Source organism: Psychroflexus salinarum (assembly GCF_042677225.1).
Lineage (GTDB): Bacteria > Bacteroidota > Bacteroidia > Flavobacteriales > Flavobacteriaceae > Psychroflexus > Psychroflexus salinarum.
This window is the reverse complement of sequence record NZ_JBHTIV010000007.1, coordinates 110,688-127,168: the sequence shown is the minus strand read 5'-3', so window position 1 is coordinate 127,168 and position 16,481 is coordinate 110,688. Positions and strand designations below refer to the sequence as shown.

Genomic DNA, 16,481 nt, shown 5'->3' with positions numbered 1-16,481 from the left:
TCGTTAATTTTTTAATTCATTTCTCCTCGCAAAGAGGTTTCAAATATAGTTTTAAATACTTTTGGTCCTAGTTTTTTATTTAAAAGATACATCATTTTTCCTACAGCAGCCTCTGTAGTGATATCTCCACCACTTATTACGCCTAACTTTTTCAAGCCTTCACTAGTAGCATACTTCCCCATCAGTACTGCTCCACCGACACATTGAGTTACATTCACCACATGAATTCCTCTTCCGATAGCATCTCTCAGGAGTTCTACAAACCATTTATCTGTTTTAGCATTGCCGCTACCAAAAGTTTCTAATATTATTCCTTCTATATGGGGTGTGTTAAAAATATGATGCAGCGTATTGTAATTTACGCCAGGAAAAAGTTTTAAAATTAAAATATTATCATTTAGTGATCTGTGAACAATCATTTTTTTTCGCATGTTAGGCTTTAGAAGCTTCTCGTAATTAATCTTTAAGTTCACACCAGACTCAGCTATTGGTGGAAAATTTGAAGATTCAAAAGCTTCAAAATGCTCTGCGTTGACTTTAGTTGTTCTATTAGCTCTGTAAAGTTTGTATTCAAAATAAAGCCCTACTTCTCTAATCACGGTCTTCCCGTTCTCTTTTAAGCCTGCTAACTGAATACTCGTAATCAGATTTTCCTTGGCATCGGTTCTCAAATCTCCAATAGGCAATTGCGAACCTGTAAAAATGATTGGTTTCTTCAAGTTTTCAAACATAAAAGAAATAGCTGAAGCAGTGTATGACATAGTATCACTGCCATGTAACACGACAAAACCGTCGTAATCCTCAAAATTCTCTTCAATCAAATCAGCTAATTTCACATAATCTGTAGTGTCCATATCTGAAGAGTCAACTGGTTCTTCAAAACTTACTGTACTTATCTCATGTTCCAACAGTTTAAGTTCCGGAATATTGGACAGTAGCTCGTCAAAATTAAAAGCTGTGAGGGCACCGGTTTCAGGGTTTTTGATCATTCCGATGGTCCCGCCTGTGTATACTAATAAAATTTTGGACATAAATCTATCTGTATTAAATTCCGAACACGTCTTTAGAATTTTGAGTAGTTTGGTCTGCAATTTCCTCGAGACTTACTCCATATATATCTGAAAGTTTCTCGGCCACCTTTAAAACGTAGGAACTTTCGTTGCGCTTTCCGCGATAAGGTTTGGGGGCAAGGTAAGGCGAATCGGTTTCCAAAACGATATGCTTGAGATCAATTTCATTCAAAAACTGATCAATCTTTCCATTTTTGAAGGTCACGACACCTCCAATACCTAGTTTCATATTGTAACTAATGGCTTGTTCAGCCTGGGTTTTGGTTCCCGTAAAACAGTGGAAGATGCCATAAAGGTCGTCTCCTTTTTCTTCTTCTAAAACCTCAAACACCTCATCGAAAGCTTCTCTACAATGTATAACGATAGGCAGTTTATGTTTTTTAGCTAGTTGAATCTGATGCTTAAAGGCTTTACGCTGGGCTTCAAAAAAACTTTTATCCCAGTACAAGTCGATGCCAATTTCGCCAACAGCATAGAATTTACGCTTCGCTAATTCTTCTTCCACGTGTTTAAGCTCCTCCTCTACTGATTCCGAAACAGAAGTTGGATGCAGTCCCATCATCAAGTAGATATGATCTGGAAAATGCTTTTCCAAATCGTACATCGCCTGGGTGGTTTCTGAATCTATGGCTGGAATAAAAAAACGTTTGACGTTTTTATCTATAGCTTTCTGGACGATTTCCATTCTATCTTCGTTAAAAGCTTCAGAATATAAGTGTGTGTGCGTGTCTGTTATAGTCATGGAGCAAATTTATTTAAAACGAAACTTTATATTTGCCGAAAATTCTATAAATGTCGTCCTTAAAATCATTTCTGAAAGAAAAAAACTATAAAGCTCTTAAAATGAGTAGTACCGAAACTAATCATTACGAGTGCAAAGTCACTATAAATGGTGTGGAGGGCAGTTTTATTATAGACACCGGCGCTTCGAGCTCCTGTATTGACTTTACTTACGCCGATCACTTCAACTTATTTTCTGAAGACAGCAACATCAAAGCCGCTGGCGCTGGCGCTACCAATATGTTGACCCGAGCGTCTACTAATAATAAGGTAGCTATTGGTAAATGGACCAAAAAGAAAGTGGATTTGATTCTGTTTGACTTGTCGCACGTCAATAAAGCTCTGAGCGATCACGATGCGGAACTGGTTCATGGCATCATAGGTGCGGATATTCTTAAAAAAGGCAAAGCGGTGATTGATTATAAAACGGATTATTTGTATTTGAAGTAGATTAAATTTGCGTATCGATTTTCTATTTGACTTTATTACTAATCTATAAATAAAGCAAATTGGAAGAAGTAAAGGGGTGAGAACAACGTATTTTCCAGAGATAAACGCTAAAAACCATTCTTAAAGTAACAATAACGGCAAAAAAACCAATCAGCTAAGCATTTATGATCTTAGCTTGTATGGATTTCTTATTGCCTATATGTTGATAATAAATTGATGCAGTTCGATTTTCTTTTTGCATTTTTCAACTTTTATGCAATAAATAAATATGATTTTAAAGATTACATTATATCGTTTTCTCAAAATATAAATATATGTAAACTGCACTCCCAAAATTAGTTGCATCAGTAGAAGTTAAACTGTAGCCTTCTTTGGCATATTCATCTAATTTTTCCTGAATCTCCTTTTTTGAAGATTTTACAATATGCCTTGAATCGGTCGTAAGTTTGGAGTAATAGATTAAGGTCTCAACTTTATAGTCTTTCATTTCAATAGGATTAGAGTGATTTATAACAAATTATCAAGCTAAATATACTCTTTTATAAATAACAGTTAGAATTATCAAATGAGTTTATTTAAATTATTGTTCTAATGATTATTAAAACTAGGCCTCAGCTTCAGAAACTATCCCACCCAGCTGGAGGTTAAAAGTTAACCCAAACCCATGAAAAATGTATCATAATGGATCAAAGCTAACGTGATCAAATTCAATATAAAAAAACCCTGAAGCTTTGAAACTTCAGGGTTATAAATTGAATAGAAAGCCTGACTGACTAAAGCTCCAAGGCTTTTTCAACATTGCCATCCATCAAGAGTTCTTTTGGATCTTCAAGAGCTTCTTTGACGGCTACCAAAAATCCAACAGATTCTTTTCCATCGATAATTCTGTGGTCATAAGATAGGGCCACATACATGATTGGGCGGATTTCTACTTTTCCATCGATAGCCACTGGTCGCTCGACAATGTTGTGCATACCCAAAATACCACTTTGTGGTGGGTTGATAATTGGCGTGGATAACATAGAGCCGAACACACCTCCGTTGGAAATAGTAAAGGTTCCGCCAGTCATTTCGTCGACAGTGATCTTACCGTCTCTAGCGCGAGTGGCTAAGCGTTTTACTTCCTGCTCTACGCCTCTAAAGCCTAAGTTTTCTGCATTACGCATCACAGGAACCATCAAGCCTTTAGGCCCAGATACTGCAACACTAATGTCCTTGTAATCGTATGTAATCATTTCTTTTCCATCGACCATAGAATTGACCGCTGGATATTTATCCAAAGCGCGAACTACAGCCAAAGTAAAGAAGGACATAAATCCTAGACTTACGCCGTGAGTTTCTTTAAATTTTTCTTTGTATTGAGATCTCAGGTCAAAAATTGGCTGCATGTTGACTTCGTTAAAAGTCGTCAACATCGCTGTTTCATTTTTAGCACTCACCAAACGCTCTGCTACTTTTCTTCGTAACATCGACATTTTACTTCTGGACTCACTACGTTTTCCAGGACCAGGCGAGCCCATAGAAGGTTTTCCTTCAGCATTTACAGCATCCTCTTTGGTGATTCTGCCATCTCTGCCAGTTCCTTTGACGTCTTTAGGATCAATTCCTTTTTCATCCAAAGTCTTTTTGGCTGCTGGAGAAGGACTTCCTGTAGCGTAAGTTTCTTTTGAATCTGAAGAAGATTTGCTTTTTTCATCTTTAGAAGAAGATTTCTCCTCATCTTTAGATTCCTTCTTCTCTTCTTTTTTGCTCTCTGACTTTTTATCATCAGATTTTTCATCCTTCGAGGATTCTTTATCATCAGAAGATTCATCAGAATCAGATTTTTCTTTTTTATCATCACCGCCAGATGGCTTTTCAGCATCTGTATCAATTAAGCAAACAACTTCACCAACTTGGACAACGTCACCTTCTTCTGCCTTTAATGTAATAATCCCTGAAGCTTCCGCAGGTAGCTCCAAAGTTGCTTTGTCGCTATCAACCTCAGCAACTGCTTGATCTTTTTCTACGTAGTCTCCGTCTTTTACTAACCATTCTGCGATTTCAACTTCGCTAATTGACTCTCCCGGTGAAGGGACTTTCATTTCTAAAGCCATAATATTATGTGTTTCGTATCTTAGTTTTTACTTTTATAATCTTTTATGTTATTGTCTTTTGAAGGATCGAATACATAATCGATAACTCCTTCATGCCTTTTCTTAAATCTTGCTTGACTACCAGCTGCTGGAGAGCCATAAAAACGTCTACTGCATACTCTGAAGTCTTTTGCTTTATCATATTGTAGCAATAAATGCGTATATGCTCCCATGTTTCTTGGCTCTTCCTGAGCCCAAACTACATCCTCAGCATTTTTATATTTTTTGATAAGTTTATCTAATTCTTCTTTTGGTACTGGAAACAATTGTTCCAACCTTACCAAAGCTACATCATTTCTTTCTTCTTCTTCTCGTCTTTTCTTCAAATCAAAGTAAAATTTACCTGAACAAAACACCAGCGTTTTAACGTCCTTTACTTTGGCTTTTGGATCATCGATAACCGTTTGGAAACTTCCTTCAGCCAGATCTTCTTTTGGAGAAACCACTTCAGCATTTCTCAACAAGCTTTTTGGGGTGAAAACAATAAGAGGCTTTCTATAATCAGTTTTCAGCTGTCTTCTCAACAGGTGAAAGTAATTGGCCGGGCTTGTACAGTTAGCCACAAACATATTGTCTTTGGCACACAACTGAAGGTATCTTTCCATTCTTCCCGAAGAATGTTCAGACCCCTGCCCTTCATAGCCATGAGGCAACAATAAAACAAGACCATTCTGTGTTTTCCATTTATCCTCTGCTGAAGAAATGTACTGGTCTATCATGATTTGTGCACCGTTGCTGAAGTCTCCAAATTGAGCTTCCCAAATCGTTAATGTTGAAGGGCTTGCCATTGCATACCCGTAATCAAAACCAACAACAGCATATTCTGAAAGAAGAGAGTTGTAAATATAAAATCTACCCTGATCTTCATTTAAGTTATTATGAGGCATATATTCTTCCTCATTGTTTTCAGTTTTGATAACAGCATGTCTGTGAGAAAAAGTTCCTCGCTCTACATCCTGACCAGAAATTCGCACATCATGACCTTCATCCAGTAGAGTTGCATAGGCCAGAAGTTCACCCATCGCCCAGTCCAACTCATTTTTTTCAAAATACATCTTATGACGCGTTTTCGTGAGTTTTTCGATTTTTCTCATGAAGCTTTTATCCTCAGGCAATGTAGTGATAGACTCTGCCAATTTTGATAATTTATCCAAATCGAAAGTAGTATCTACAGGTTCAAGCATTTTATATTTATCAGCATGACTATACCCTTCCCACTCTTCTTGAAGAATTTTAGTTACTCTAGCATTTTCTTCTTTTTTAGATACTTCGTATTCTTCGTTAAGTTTAGTTTTTATTTTTTCCTCTAATTCATTTAAGTATTTATCGTCTATAACTCCTTCTTCAATCAATTTATTGGCATAAATATCTCTAGGGTTTTTATGCTCAGAAATAGCTTTATAAAGCTTAGGCTGAGTAAATCTTGGCTCATCACCTTCATTATGACCATATTTTCTATACCCCAGCAAGTCAATGAATACGTCTCTACCAAATTCCATTCTATACTGAAGTGCAAAATTCATCGCATGAACTACAGCTTCAGCATCATCTGCATTCACATGAAGTACTGGAGATAAAGTCACCTTAGCAACATCTGTACAATAAGTAGAAGACCGACCATCTGTATAATTGGTCGTAAAGCCAATTTGATTATTGACAACAATATGAATAGTTCCTCCGGTTTTATAACCGTCAAGTTGAGCCATTTGCACAATTTCGTAAGCAATTCCTTGCCCTGCAATCGCTGCATCTCCATGAACTACGATAGGAAGAACATTTTGCTCCTCACCAAGATGATGATCATCTTGTTTTGCTCTAGAAATACCCTGCACCACAGCTCCCACGGTTTCCAAATGAGATGGATTTGGCGCCAGATTTAGATTGATTTCTTTTCCTGAGTCAGTTTGACGAGAAGATGTCCAACCTAAATGGTATTTCACATCCCCATCAAAACCATCTACTTCGTAATCTTTTCCTTCAAATTCATTAAAAATGTCTTTGGCGCTTTTGCCAAAAATATTGACCAAAGTATTTAATCGGCCACGGTGAGCCATGCCCATCACAAATTCTTTCACACCCATGTCGGCAGCACCTTCTATAAGCGCATCCAAAGCAGGAATTAAAGATTCATTCCCTTCTAGAGAAAAGCGTTTTTGACCAACATAACTTTTATGCAAAAAGCTTTCGAAAGTCACCGCTTCGTTGAGTCGTCTTAAAATATTCTTTTTCTGAACTTCAGAATAATCTGTTTTATTTTGATTTTTATAAATAGTGTCTTGAATCCACTTGATCTCTTCAGGCTTTCGGATATAGGCATATTCAACACCAATGGAATCGCAAAATACATTTTCAAGAAAATCTATAATTTGCTGTAGTGTCGCTTTACCAATTCCAATAATTTCACCAGCTTCAAATTCTAAATCGAGATCAGATTTTGATAATCCAAAATTTTCAATATCAAGTTTTGGTGTGTATTTTCGACGTTCTCTTACTGGGTTTGTTTTTGTGAACAAGTGACCTCGATGCCTATAGGCATCTATTAGATTGACCACCTGAAATTCTTTTTGGACATTTTCTGGAACTTGAACGTTTTCTGTTTCTTTAGTTTCAGCATCTTTCAAAGTTACATTCGTTGACCCTTCAGAAGATTCGGCCTCAAAATCGCCAGACTCTATTCCAAAATCAAAGCCCTGAAAGAAGGCTCTCATGCTAGGTTCAGTCGCATCTGGATTTTGTAAGTATTGATTATAAAGATCTGCCAATTGCGATGGATGCATCGCATTTAAAAATGAATATTTGTCCATATTGAAATTACATCTAGTAATGTGTATGACAAAATTACGATTTCTAACTAAAACAGGGTCTTTTTGAAATAATTTTATCATTTCATATTACTCATTAGTAAAAATTCTAAACAAAATTCCAAATCTAGACCTAACAATTCTCAAAAAAAGAAGGTAGATCCTTTGAATGAATTATTTTAGCCAAAAAAAATTGATGTTGGATCTAGAAGCTTATAAAACGTCTTTCCTTTCTTACATGGATTCTCGACTCCCACAAAAAGAGCCAAGAAACCTTTACGAACCTATTGAATATATCTTACAACTCGGTGGCAAACGCTTAAGACCTGTTTTAGTCTTAATGAGTGCAGATATTTTTGGTTGTGGTCGAGAAAAAGCGATGGATGCTGCCTTGGCTATTGAGATTTTTCACAACTTTTCTTTGGTACACGACGATATAATGGACGATGCACCACTGCGGAGAGGGAAACAAACCGTCCATGAGAAATGGAACATCAACACGGGCATTTTGTCTGGAGATGCTATGCTCATAAATGCTTATCAGCTTTTTGAAAACTATCCTGCAGAACATTTCAAGCCTTTAGCAAAACTTTTTACCAAAACGGCTATTGAAGTCTGTGAAGGACAACAATACGATGTCGATTTTGAAGAACGTGATGATGTCACGATCGATGAATATCTAAAGATGATTGAGTATAAAACTGCTGTTCTTGTGGGGGCAGCCTTAAAAATGGGGGCGATAGTAAGCGATGCTTCTGAAGATGTTCAGGACAAAATTTATGAGTTTGGCAGGTTGCTTGGTATTGCCTTTCAAATTCAAGATGATTATTTGGACACTTTCGGAGATCAAGCCATCTTCGGAAAACAAATTGGTGGTGACATTATAGAAAATAAAAAAACATATTTATACCTAAAAGCACTCAATCTTGCAGACTCAAGCAGCTCAGATCAGCTAAGACATTTATACACCATCTCTCCTGATGAACCTTTAGGTAAGATAGAAACTGCCAAGCAAATTTTTGAAGATTCTGGTGCAAAAGCAGCAACTACCGAAAAGATAAAAGCTTATACCGAAGAGGCCTTCAAACATTTAGAACAAATCGAGGTATCAGAACAGGGAAAAAGATATCTGAAAGAATTTGGCACCAATCTCATGAATCGCAAAATGTAGATGACGGTCCCAAAGCTACTTTCAGAAATCACCGAAAACCACGATCAATTTAAAGAGGTATGGGAACAACTGATTCTTCAACTGAATAAAGATCTGGCTTTAGTAGGTCTTACTGAAATCGAATTACACACCAATATTTCTCCAAATGAATTGTGGGAAGGACTGAATCCCATTTTTTCTGAACTCATGCATCAAAAAACCTCGAGCTTTATTCATTTACTTTACAGAATCGACATTCATGAAAATGAAATTCAAGGGTTGATGGCTCACGAAGACTTTCTCGACCGTTTGATTCATCGCGTGGTTGAACGCAGCTATCAAAAAGTGTATTGGCGGTCGATTTATAAATAGTCCGCATTCAATCAGTTATGAACTAATGGTTATTTCTCTGTGTTCTCTTTAACTCGGTGGTATTAAAAGAACCGCAGAGGCGAAAAGCTCGCAAAGTCAAAAAGGCAAATAGACTACAAATAAAACTCAGCTTTAAATACCGTTTTAGCTTTACCTAATATATAGACGCTGTCATTTTTCATCTCCAGTTTCAGCTGACCTTTACGCTCTGAAATCTGTTCGGATTTTAATTCATTTTTATCCAAAACCTTGGACCAATACACCCCAAGTGCACAATGCGCCGAACCTGTCACTGGATCTTCCAGAATACCAAGATTGGGCACAAAACATCTGCAGACGATGTCTCTTTCTGCTGAACCTGATTCTGCGGTAAAAATGCTTTGACCAAGACCTAAACTTTGCAGCAGTCTGGCGTCGGGTTTAAAATTAGCCAGTTCCTCTTCAGATTCTAAAATCAGCATCGTCCAGTCGTTGGTGACTTCAAAAGCTTTGTTAACCTGAAGATTTAAAGCTTTAGAGTAATTTGTAATCGCTATTTTATCCAACCTATATTCCGGGAACTTCATCTGATAGCCATCATCAGTAAAGTTGATTTCTAACTGATCTTTTGGCGCTTGAAATACAATAGAATCAGATTTAGAAACCTGCCCAAGTTCGTACAAAATATGAGCAGCCGATAAAGTGGCGTGTCCGCAAAGCGGGACTTCAGCCTTTGGTGTGAAAAACCGAATGTCAAAGTGATTTTCTCTAGGTAAGACAAACGCCACCTCCGACACATTCATTTCCTTGACGATGTTTTGCATCAGTTCCTCTTCCAAAAACTCATTTTCCAGCAACATGACGCCCGCTGGATTGCCTTTGAAAAGCGTATCGGTAAAGGCATCGACTTGATATATAATAGCCATAAGTTGTTTTTGTTTTAAACTATGATGGCTTCGTCAAAATTGTCCAATCGAGCTCAGTCGAGATTTTTTGTCAATCTTTCGACTGCGCTCAAGAAGACAAAAACATAATTTCTGAACTAAATTTTCACATTGCTTACATCATAGTTGTTATTCAATCTCTTTTCGGGACAAAACTAATGATTTATAAAAACATAAAATGGTTCTCGACTCCGCTCGAACTTAAAACATGATATTTATTAAAAAAACCAAAACTTTAACAACTATCCTTATAGTTAAACTAAAATAATAGTTTATATTCGTGAAAAATACATTTAACTATGAGACAACTTACAAGAGCAGAAGAAGAAGTCATGCAACTGTTATGGAAGAAAGGAAAATCCCGCGTAGCAGAAATTATCGAAGATATGCCTGAACCTAAACCGGCTTACAACACCACTTCTACAATCGTGAGAATACTTGAAGACAAAGGTTTTGTAGGGCATGAAAAAGTTGGTCGAGGTTTTAAATATTTTGCTTTGGTTGAGAAAGACACCTACCAAAAGGCCACGATGAAAAAGATGGTCAATTCTTATTTTGAAGGATCATTTAAAAACATGGTTTCTTTTTTCGTGAAAGAAAAAAACATGAGCACCAAAGATTTGGAAAGCATTTTAAAAGAACTTGATAAAACCAAGGACTAATGTGGTGGTATCTTTTAGATGTTATTCTTTTCCAAACCTGTTTTTTAGGGCTGTATCTGCTCTTCAAAAAAGAGACCTTCTACGCGCAGAATAGAGTTTATCTCTTGGTTACTGCCGTGCTTTCTTTCCTCATTCCTCTACTCGACTTAAGTTTTTTGGCTTTTAGTTTTGGGTCGGAAGAAACCAGTAGTCCTGCGGTTGCTCAGCTTCAGTCTTATTTTATGATAGGAGAAGAAGTGAACTTGAATGCTTCAGGGGCTAACGCAGAAGCACAGACGAGCACTTGGAGTCTGGATGCCACGCTTAAGCTGATCTATTTAATAGGCATTAGTTTTTTCGCTATCAAATTCAGTATAGGCTATTGGAAACTAAAGCAAATGACGAAAAAAGCAAGTTTTGAACGCTATATCCATACAGTGAAGTACTACAAACTGGAAGCTTCTGAAAACGCCTTTACCTTTTGGAATTCCATTTTTGTTGGCGATAACATTCCTGAAACGCAGCGAGAAAAAGTGATGGCTCACGAATTGGAACACGCCCGTTCCAAACATGCGATGGACTTATTTTTTACTGAATTTCTACGCATGTTATGCTGGATAAGCCCAGCTCACCATTGGCTCAAACGAGAACTGGTCCTGGTGCACGAACTACAAGCCGATGCGGTTGCTGCCAAAGACTTAAATAAACGTGATTACGCCCAAAGCTTGCTTAACCAGGCTTTTGGCACCACAAATTTTGAATTTTCACATTCATTTTTTAACCATTCACAATTAAAACAACGACTTATGATGTTACAAAAGAAAAACTCCCATCCACAAAACTTATTAAAATATCTGCTGATTTTACCGCTGCTTGGCTTAATGCTGACGTATACGGCTTGTGAGGTTCAAAATTATCAGGATAGGACAGAAGTTACTGAAGTCGAAAAAACAGGTGGTGAAATAGGCGATGTCCCTTTCTCAGTCATCGAAAATGTCCCAGTATTCCCTGGCTGTGAAGGATTAGAGAGTAATGAAGAACGTAAAGAATGTATGAGCGAAAAAATCAGTCAATTTGTAAATGAAAATTTCGATGTAAATCTAGCTGAAGACTTAGGTCTAACTGGAGTGAATAGAGTTTATGTTCAGTTTAAAATTGATGAAACTGGTAAAATTACAAATGTAGCGGCAAGAGCGCCGCACCCAGATCTTCAGGCCGAAGGAGAACGTGTTATTAGTAAACTCCCCGAAATGCAACCCGGAAAACAGAAAGGTAAAAAAGTGGGGGTGCTTTATTCTCTACCAGTCACATTTCAAATTGGTGAAAACAACACCAATAAAAATATGGAAAAATCTCCATTGACTGAAATAAAAGAAAATAAAGTGAGCTACTCAGGAGATGTTCCTTTTGCAGTAGTTGAAAATGTACCTGTATTTCCAGGTTGTGAAGGCTTAGCTTCCAATAAAGAGCGTAAAGAATGTATGAGCAAGAACATTAGCCAGTTTGTGAATCAAAATTTTAATACGAGTTTAACTAAAGGTCTTGGTCTCACAGGAACGATTAGAGTTTATGCACAATTTAAAATAGATAAAACCGGGGAAGTTGTAAATGTAAGAACGAGGGCTCCTCACCCAAAGCTTGATGATGAAGCTAAGAGGGTTGTCTCTTTACTACCAAAAACACAGCCAGGAAAGCACGAGGGCGAAAAAGTTGGCGTGCTTTACGCAATACCTATTACTTTTAATGTTTATGAATAAAAAAATTAAAATAAATTTCATCCTGAATATTGTGCACCTGGTTTTGGGTGCACAATTGATTTATGCTCAGGATCTGGACAGCCTGTATTCGGTAGGGGAATATGCTCAAATTTTAAAGCATTTTGAAATCCATCCGCCTAATAGTTTTAAGACTCAAATTCTTAAAGCCAAAAGTCTTCGTGCAAAACATTTTACGGAAGAGGCCATTGCCAGTTATGAAGAAGCGCTTACGGGTAAAGCCGATGAACCTATTCATCAGTTCACTTACGCCAAACTCTTAAAGGCCAACTCTCAAATTAAGAAAGCAGATAGTTTACTGACTTTACTTCATACTAACTACCCTAATAATCCAGAGTTTTTATTTCAACTTGGGTTAACGAAAGCCACATTCAGCAAGGCTTCTGAAGAGATTTATTTTGAAAAGGCTTTGGAACAAGACCCATCACACCAGGGAGCTGCCTATGAACTCGCTAAGTTTTATTTCAGAATAAAAAGCTATGAAAAAGCAGAAGACATAAGTCAGAATGCCTTATCCTTCAATCCTAACAACAAAAAGATAATTGGGTTGCTGGGCCAAATTTACTTTTCAAAAAAAGAACTGAACCTTGCCTTGGAGCAGTTTGAAAGGCTTGAGGAATTGACCAGTCCTCCAAAATTTGTTCTGGAAAAAATGGCCATCGCCTACAACAGCACCAACCAATTAGACAAGTCAATCGAAAAATACAAACAACTGCTAAGGATTGAGCAAAGAAACAGCCGATATCATTTACAACTGGCTCTTGTCTATGCAAAACAAGAGAATTTTAAAGAATCTGAATATAACGCTAAACTAGCAATTTTATATAAAGATGTAAGCTTAAGCGGTGAGCGTTTTACAAAAGCCATAGCGATGAAGGAAAACGGAAAGCTAAAAGCAGCTATTGAGATGTTCGAACTTGTCATTGAAGAAGCACAAATGTTTGAACGGGCTTATGTTGAACTGGCCCTGACAGCAGACAAATACTATGACAACATCGATAAAAAATTACTTTACTTCGATAAGTATGAAAATCAATTTGGTGATTATGAATACGCTGAATTCAATGAACTTATGTACAGGAGAATCACCGACTTAAAGCGTAAAAAGCATTTTCAATCCGGGAAATAAACTTCCAAAACAAACATTCAACTACCTGACAAAGTTAAATAAACGTAAAACTTCGGAAACTTTCATTGTATAAAAAGTTTCCATGCCTACTTTTGCCGCCATAAATGAGAGAAGATATTCTACATAAGGCGGGCGATTTGTTTTTGGAATTTGGTTTCAAAAGCGTCACCATGGACCACCTGGCCCAGGAGCTTGGCGTGTCCAAAAAAACCATCTACGACTATTTCAAAAACAAGTCAGACTTGGTAGAACAAGTTGCTTATTACATTCGTGACCGCATTCATGCTGAAATTGATTTAGTTCAATTAAAAAATCTCGATCCTATCGAAGAGATGATAGAGATTAAACGCGTGGTGATGAAACGTCTTAAAAACGAAAAAACATCTCCACAGTTTCAGTTTCAGAAGTATTATCCAAAGATTTATTCTAAGATGCGGGAATCTCAAGTTTGCAAAATGGAAGACTGCATTGGAAAGAATATTGAAAGAGGTGTTGAGGAAAATTATTACAGAAAAGACATTCATAAAGTCTTCACCTGTAGAATTTACATTGCTGGTATGCTCAATTTGAAAGATGAAGAGCTCTTTAAAGATAGCCATCTGACTCCAAAAGAACTTTACGAAGAATTTCTGAAATACCATTTGCGAAGTATTGTAGATACCAAAGGTCACCAGCGCCTTATAGAACTTGAAAAACAACTGTTAGAATGAAAAAAATTAGTTTAGGCATACTCCTATTTACCTTTTTGGGATTATCTGCACAAAACCCAGAAGAACCCAAAAATTATCAATTTACGCTTCAAGAAGCGATAGATTTTGCTATAGATAGCAGTTATGCCACAATTAACGCAAGACGCGATGTCGCTATCGCTCTTAAGCAAAAATGGGAAACCACCGCCGATGGATTACCACAAATAGATGGTAGTGTGAATTATGAATACAATGCCATCATAAGACAAACACCTCTTCCTGGAGAATTGGTAGGCGAAGAACCAGGGACTTTTGTGCCTGTTCAGTTTACTCCAAAACAAAATATGAATACTTCGGTCACTTTGAATCAGTTAATTTTTGACGGTTCCTACATCGTTGCTTTACAGGCCGCAAAAACTTTCCTGAAATATTCTGACAATAACGAAACCAGAACCAAGCTTGAAGTGAGAAAAGATGTAGTGAGTGCTTATGGCAATGTTTTGCTCACGCAAAATTCCATCGGTATCATAGAAAACAATCTTGAAAACGCTAAGGAAAATTTATACGAAACTCGTAAGATTTATGAAAATGGTCTGGCTGAAGAAGAAGATGTGGAACAGTTGCAGATCACTTTTCAGCAATTACAAAGTCAGTTGAACAATGCCAGACGAATGAGAGATATTTCGAAAGAAAGTCTCAATATGGTTTTAGGTTTACCTGTTTCTACTGAAGTGGTTTTATTGGAAGATTTAGAAAACTTAGCCAACAGAGAGGCGTTTCAAGCTGAAATTTTAACAGAAGATCTTCAAGTAGAAAATACGATTGACTTTAAAATAGCAGACAATTTGGTAAGGCAACGTGAGCTTGAAATGAAGTTGGAAAAAAGTAAAGCTTTACCAAGTCTTTCCGCCTTCGCCAATTACGGACAAACTAGTTTTGGCGATGATTTCGAATTCTTTTCCTCCAGAGCAGAATGGTTTGAATTTTCAACCATAGGTGTGAGTCTAAATGTTCCAATTTTTAGTTCACTCCAACGTAGTGCGAGAACACAGAAGGCGAAGATTGAAATGAAGAAGGCTGAAACTCAGAAAACACAGGCTATCAATCAAATTAAACTTCAGTTGAATAATGCTAAAAGCAATTTTGAATTTGCTGTCGATAATTACGAATTGTCTAAGAAAAACTTGGAACTCGCCGAACGCATCGAATATAAAAATCAAGTGAAGTTTAAAGAAGGTGTAGGCACAAGCTTTGAACTGAGACAGGCTCAGCAACAATTGTACACTGCACAAAACGAACTTTTGCAGTCTATGCTAGACATCATCAATTCTAAAGCAGAAATCGAAAAAATTATTAATACTCCATTTACAAATTTTGAAAAATAACCCGATGAAATATTTATACTACTTCAGCATATTTGCTATCATTTTATTAGTGTCTTGTGGTGAAAAAGAACAGTCTGATGGCGATATAGTCGAAAATGGATCTAAAGCAGAGTTGAAGCAAAAACGTGAGACCCTTAATAAGAAAATTCGTGATCTTAATAGCCAAATTAAACAGCTGGATAAGAAATTATCCAATTTTGAAGACACTTCAAAATATGCCTTGGTTGAAGCCTTAGAACTGAAACCAAAAGATTTCAAGCATTACGTAAAAGTGCAAGGCGATGTCACCACAGATCAAAACATCATGATTTACCCAGAATTCTCAGGTGTTTTGGAAAGTATATTTATAAAAGAAGGTGACGAAGTCAAAAAGGGACAAAAACTTGCCAAAATAGATGATGGAGGACAATCAAGTCAACTTGCAGAAATGGAGGCTAGACTCGATTTGGCAGAAACTAGATTTGAAAGACAAAAAAGATTATGGGATCAAAATATAGGTTCTGAAATTCAATATTTGGAAGCTAAAACTGCTTTTGAACAAATTAAAAATTCGGTAGCTCAAATGAGAAGTCAGTTGAACAAGTCTGTTATCTACGCTCCTTTTGATGGAAAAGTTGATGAAATTATCACAGACCAAGGTCAAGTGGTTTCACCTGGACAAACTCCTATTTTCAGGCTTTTAAATCTTGGTGAGATGTATGTGAGTGCCAATGTGCCAGAAACTTATGTAGGTAGCATACAAGAAGGATCGGAAGCTATTGTGAGCTTAAGGGCTTTAGGCAAAAGTTTTGTTGGAAAAGTAACTCAAGTATCGAGCAATATTTCAGAAAGCAACAGAAACTTCAGAGTAAGAGTTGGCATACCAGATAGCATTGATTTTGTAAAACCCAATCTTATTGCTACTCTGAAACTTAACGATTACGTTGCTAAAGACGCTATTGTGATACCAGAAAATATTTTACAAGAAAATGCATCTGGAGAATCATTTACGTTTGCACTAGAAATGGAAAATGATAGTATTGGTAAAGCTAACTTCCGGGAATTGAAACTCGGAAAAAATTATAAAGGAGAAATTGAAATTTTAAGCGGTTTGGAAGCTTCAGATATTGTGATTACAGAAGGTGCTAGAACTGTAAAAAAAGATGATAAGGTAAGGGTTTTGAACTTTCAAAAGGACTAAT

The 16,481-nt window shown here is 36.8% G+C and carries 15 protein-coding genes; 9 read left to right on the top strand and 6 right to left on the bottom strand.

From position 1 onward, the window contains the following. Positions 1 to 11 precede the first annotated feature (11 nt). Together ACFQ0R_RS07390 and ACFQ0R_RS07385 are read right to left on the bottom strand one after the other, a co-directional pair. Positions 12 to 1,031 carry an asparaginase gene (locus ACFQ0R_RS07390; RefSeq protein WP_379657741.1) on the bottom strand — a complete coding sequence of 340 codons (1,020 nt, stop codon included), beginning with the start codon at positions 1,029 to 1,031 and terminating at the stop codon, positions 12 to 14. Positions 1,032 to 1,044: 13 nt separating this feature from the next. Beyond that, positions 1,045 to 1,812: a TatD family hydrolase gene (locus ACFQ0R_RS07385; RefSeq protein ID WP_379657740.1), complete on the bottom strand. Its 768-nt coding sequence runs from the start codon at positions 1,810 to 1,812 to the stop codon at positions 1,045 to 1,047. Positions 1,813 to 1,862: 50 nt separating this feature from the next. On the opposite strand from ACFQ0R_RS07385, the gene ACFQ0R_RS07380 reads away from it, so the two are divergent. Next, a complete protein-coding gene (locus ACFQ0R_RS07380) occupies positions 1,863 to 2,300 on the top strand; it encodes a retropepsin-like aspartic protease (RefSeq protein WP_379657739.1) in 438 nt (145 codons plus the stop codon). Between the two features lie 286 nt (positions 2,301 to 2,586). On the opposite strand, the gene ACFQ0R_RS07375 is transcribed toward ACFQ0R_RS07380, so the two are convergent. From ACFQ0R_RS07375 to ACFQ0R_RS07365, 3 genes are all read right to left on the bottom strand, one after another. After that, positions 2,587 to 2,787, bottom strand: coding sequence for a DUF4177 domain-containing protein (locus ACFQ0R_RS07375; RefSeq protein WP_379657738.1), 201 nt, complete (start codon positions 2,785 to 2,787; stop codon positions 2,587 to 2,589). Positions 2,788 to 3,073: 286 nt separating this feature from the next. Beyond that, entirely contained in the window at positions 3,074 to 4,396 is a 1,323-nt protein-coding gene (odhB, locus tag ACFQ0R_RS07370) for a 2-oxoglutarate dehydrogenase complex dihydrolipoyllysine-residue succinyltransferase (RefSeq protein WP_379657737.1), read from the bottom strand. A gap of 20 nt (positions 4,397 to 4,416) precedes the next feature. Further along, positions 4,417 to 7,239: a 2-oxoglutarate dehydrogenase E1 component gene (locus ACFQ0R_RS07365; protein ID WP_379657736.1), complete on the bottom strand. Its 2,823-nt coding sequence runs from the start codon at positions 7,237 to 7,239 to the stop codon at positions 4,417 to 4,419. Positions 7,240 to 7,432: 193 nt separating this feature from the next. Here ACFQ0R_RS07365 and ACFQ0R_RS07360 point away from each other — a divergent pair, with 193 nt between their 5' ends. Together ACFQ0R_RS07360 and ACFQ0R_RS07355 are read left to right on the top strand one after the other, a co-directional pair. Then, positions 7,433 to 8,407 carry a polyprenyl synthetase family protein gene (locus tag ACFQ0R_RS07360; protein WP_379657815.1) on the top strand — a complete coding sequence of 325 codons (975 nt, stop codon included), beginning with the start codon at positions 7,433 to 7,435 and terminating at the stop codon, positions 8,405 to 8,407. Further along, positions 8,408 to 8,758: a hypothetical protein gene (locus ACFQ0R_RS07355; protein ID WP_379657735.1), complete on the top strand. Its 351-nt coding sequence runs from the start codon at positions 8,408 to 8,410 to the stop codon at positions 8,756 to 8,758. It abuts the gene before it with no gap. A 113-nt stretch (positions 8,759 to 8,871) separates the two neighbouring features. On the opposite strand, the gene ACFQ0R_RS07350 is transcribed toward ACFQ0R_RS07355, so the two are convergent. Next, a complete protein-coding gene (locus tag ACFQ0R_RS07350; protein WP_379657734.1) occupies positions 8,872 to 9,663 on the bottom strand; it encodes a PhzF family phenazine biosynthesis protein in 792 nt (263 codons plus the stop codon). 317 nt (positions 9,664 to 9,980) lie between these two features. On the opposite strand from ACFQ0R_RS07350, the gene ACFQ0R_RS07345 reads away from it, so the two are divergent. The 6 genes from ACFQ0R_RS07345 to ACFQ0R_RS07320 all read left to right on the top strand — a co-directional run bounded on the left by ACFQ0R_RS07345 (position 9,981) and on the right by ACFQ0R_RS07320 (position 16,480). Further along, the gene (locus tag ACFQ0R_RS07345) at positions 9,981 to 10,343 is read left to right on the top strand and encodes a BlaI/MecI/CopY family transcriptional regulator (protein ID WP_379657733.1); all 363 of its coding nucleotides are present in this window, start codon (positions 9,981 to 9,983) and stop codon (positions 10,341 to 10,343) included. Continuing rightward, positions 10,343 to 12,079 (top strand): energy transducer TonB, encoded by a 1,737-nt coding sequence (locus ACFQ0R_RS07340; protein ID WP_379657732.1) that lies wholly within the window; start codon positions 10,343 to 10,345, stop codon positions 12,077 to 12,079. Before ACFQ0R_RS07345 ends, ACFQ0R_RS07340 begins: the two co-directional genes overlap by 1 nt. Further along, positions 12,072 to 13,226: a tetratricopeptide repeat protein gene (locus tag ACFQ0R_RS07335; protein WP_379657731.1), complete on the top strand. Its 1,155-nt coding sequence runs from the start codon at positions 12,072 to 12,074 to the stop codon at positions 13,224 to 13,226. Before ACFQ0R_RS07340 ends, ACFQ0R_RS07335 begins: the two co-directional genes overlap by 8 nt. Positions 13,227 to 13,330: 104 nt before the next feature. After that, positions 13,331 to 13,936 carry a TetR/AcrR family transcriptional regulator gene (locus tag ACFQ0R_RS07330; protein WP_379657730.1) on the top strand — a complete coding sequence of 202 codons (606 nt, stop codon included), beginning with the start codon at positions 13,331 to 13,333 and terminating at the stop codon, positions 13,934 to 13,936. After that, the gene (locus ACFQ0R_RS07325) at positions 13,933 to 15,300 is read left to right on the top strand and encodes a TolC family protein (protein WP_379657729.1); all 1,368 of its coding nucleotides are present in this window, start codon (positions 13,933 to 13,935) and stop codon (positions 15,298 to 15,300) included. The genes ACFQ0R_RS07330 and ACFQ0R_RS07325 overlap by 4 nt, the downstream gene beginning before the upstream one ends. 4 nt (positions 15,301 to 15,304) lie before the next feature. Continuing rightward, positions 15,305 to 16,480, top strand: a complete 1,176-nt coding sequence (locus ACFQ0R_RS07320; protein ID WP_379657728.1) for an efflux RND transporter periplasmic adaptor subunit — start codon at positions 15,305 to 15,307, stop codon at positions 16,478 to 16,480. The last annotated feature ends 1 nt before the right edge of the window (position 16,481 follow it).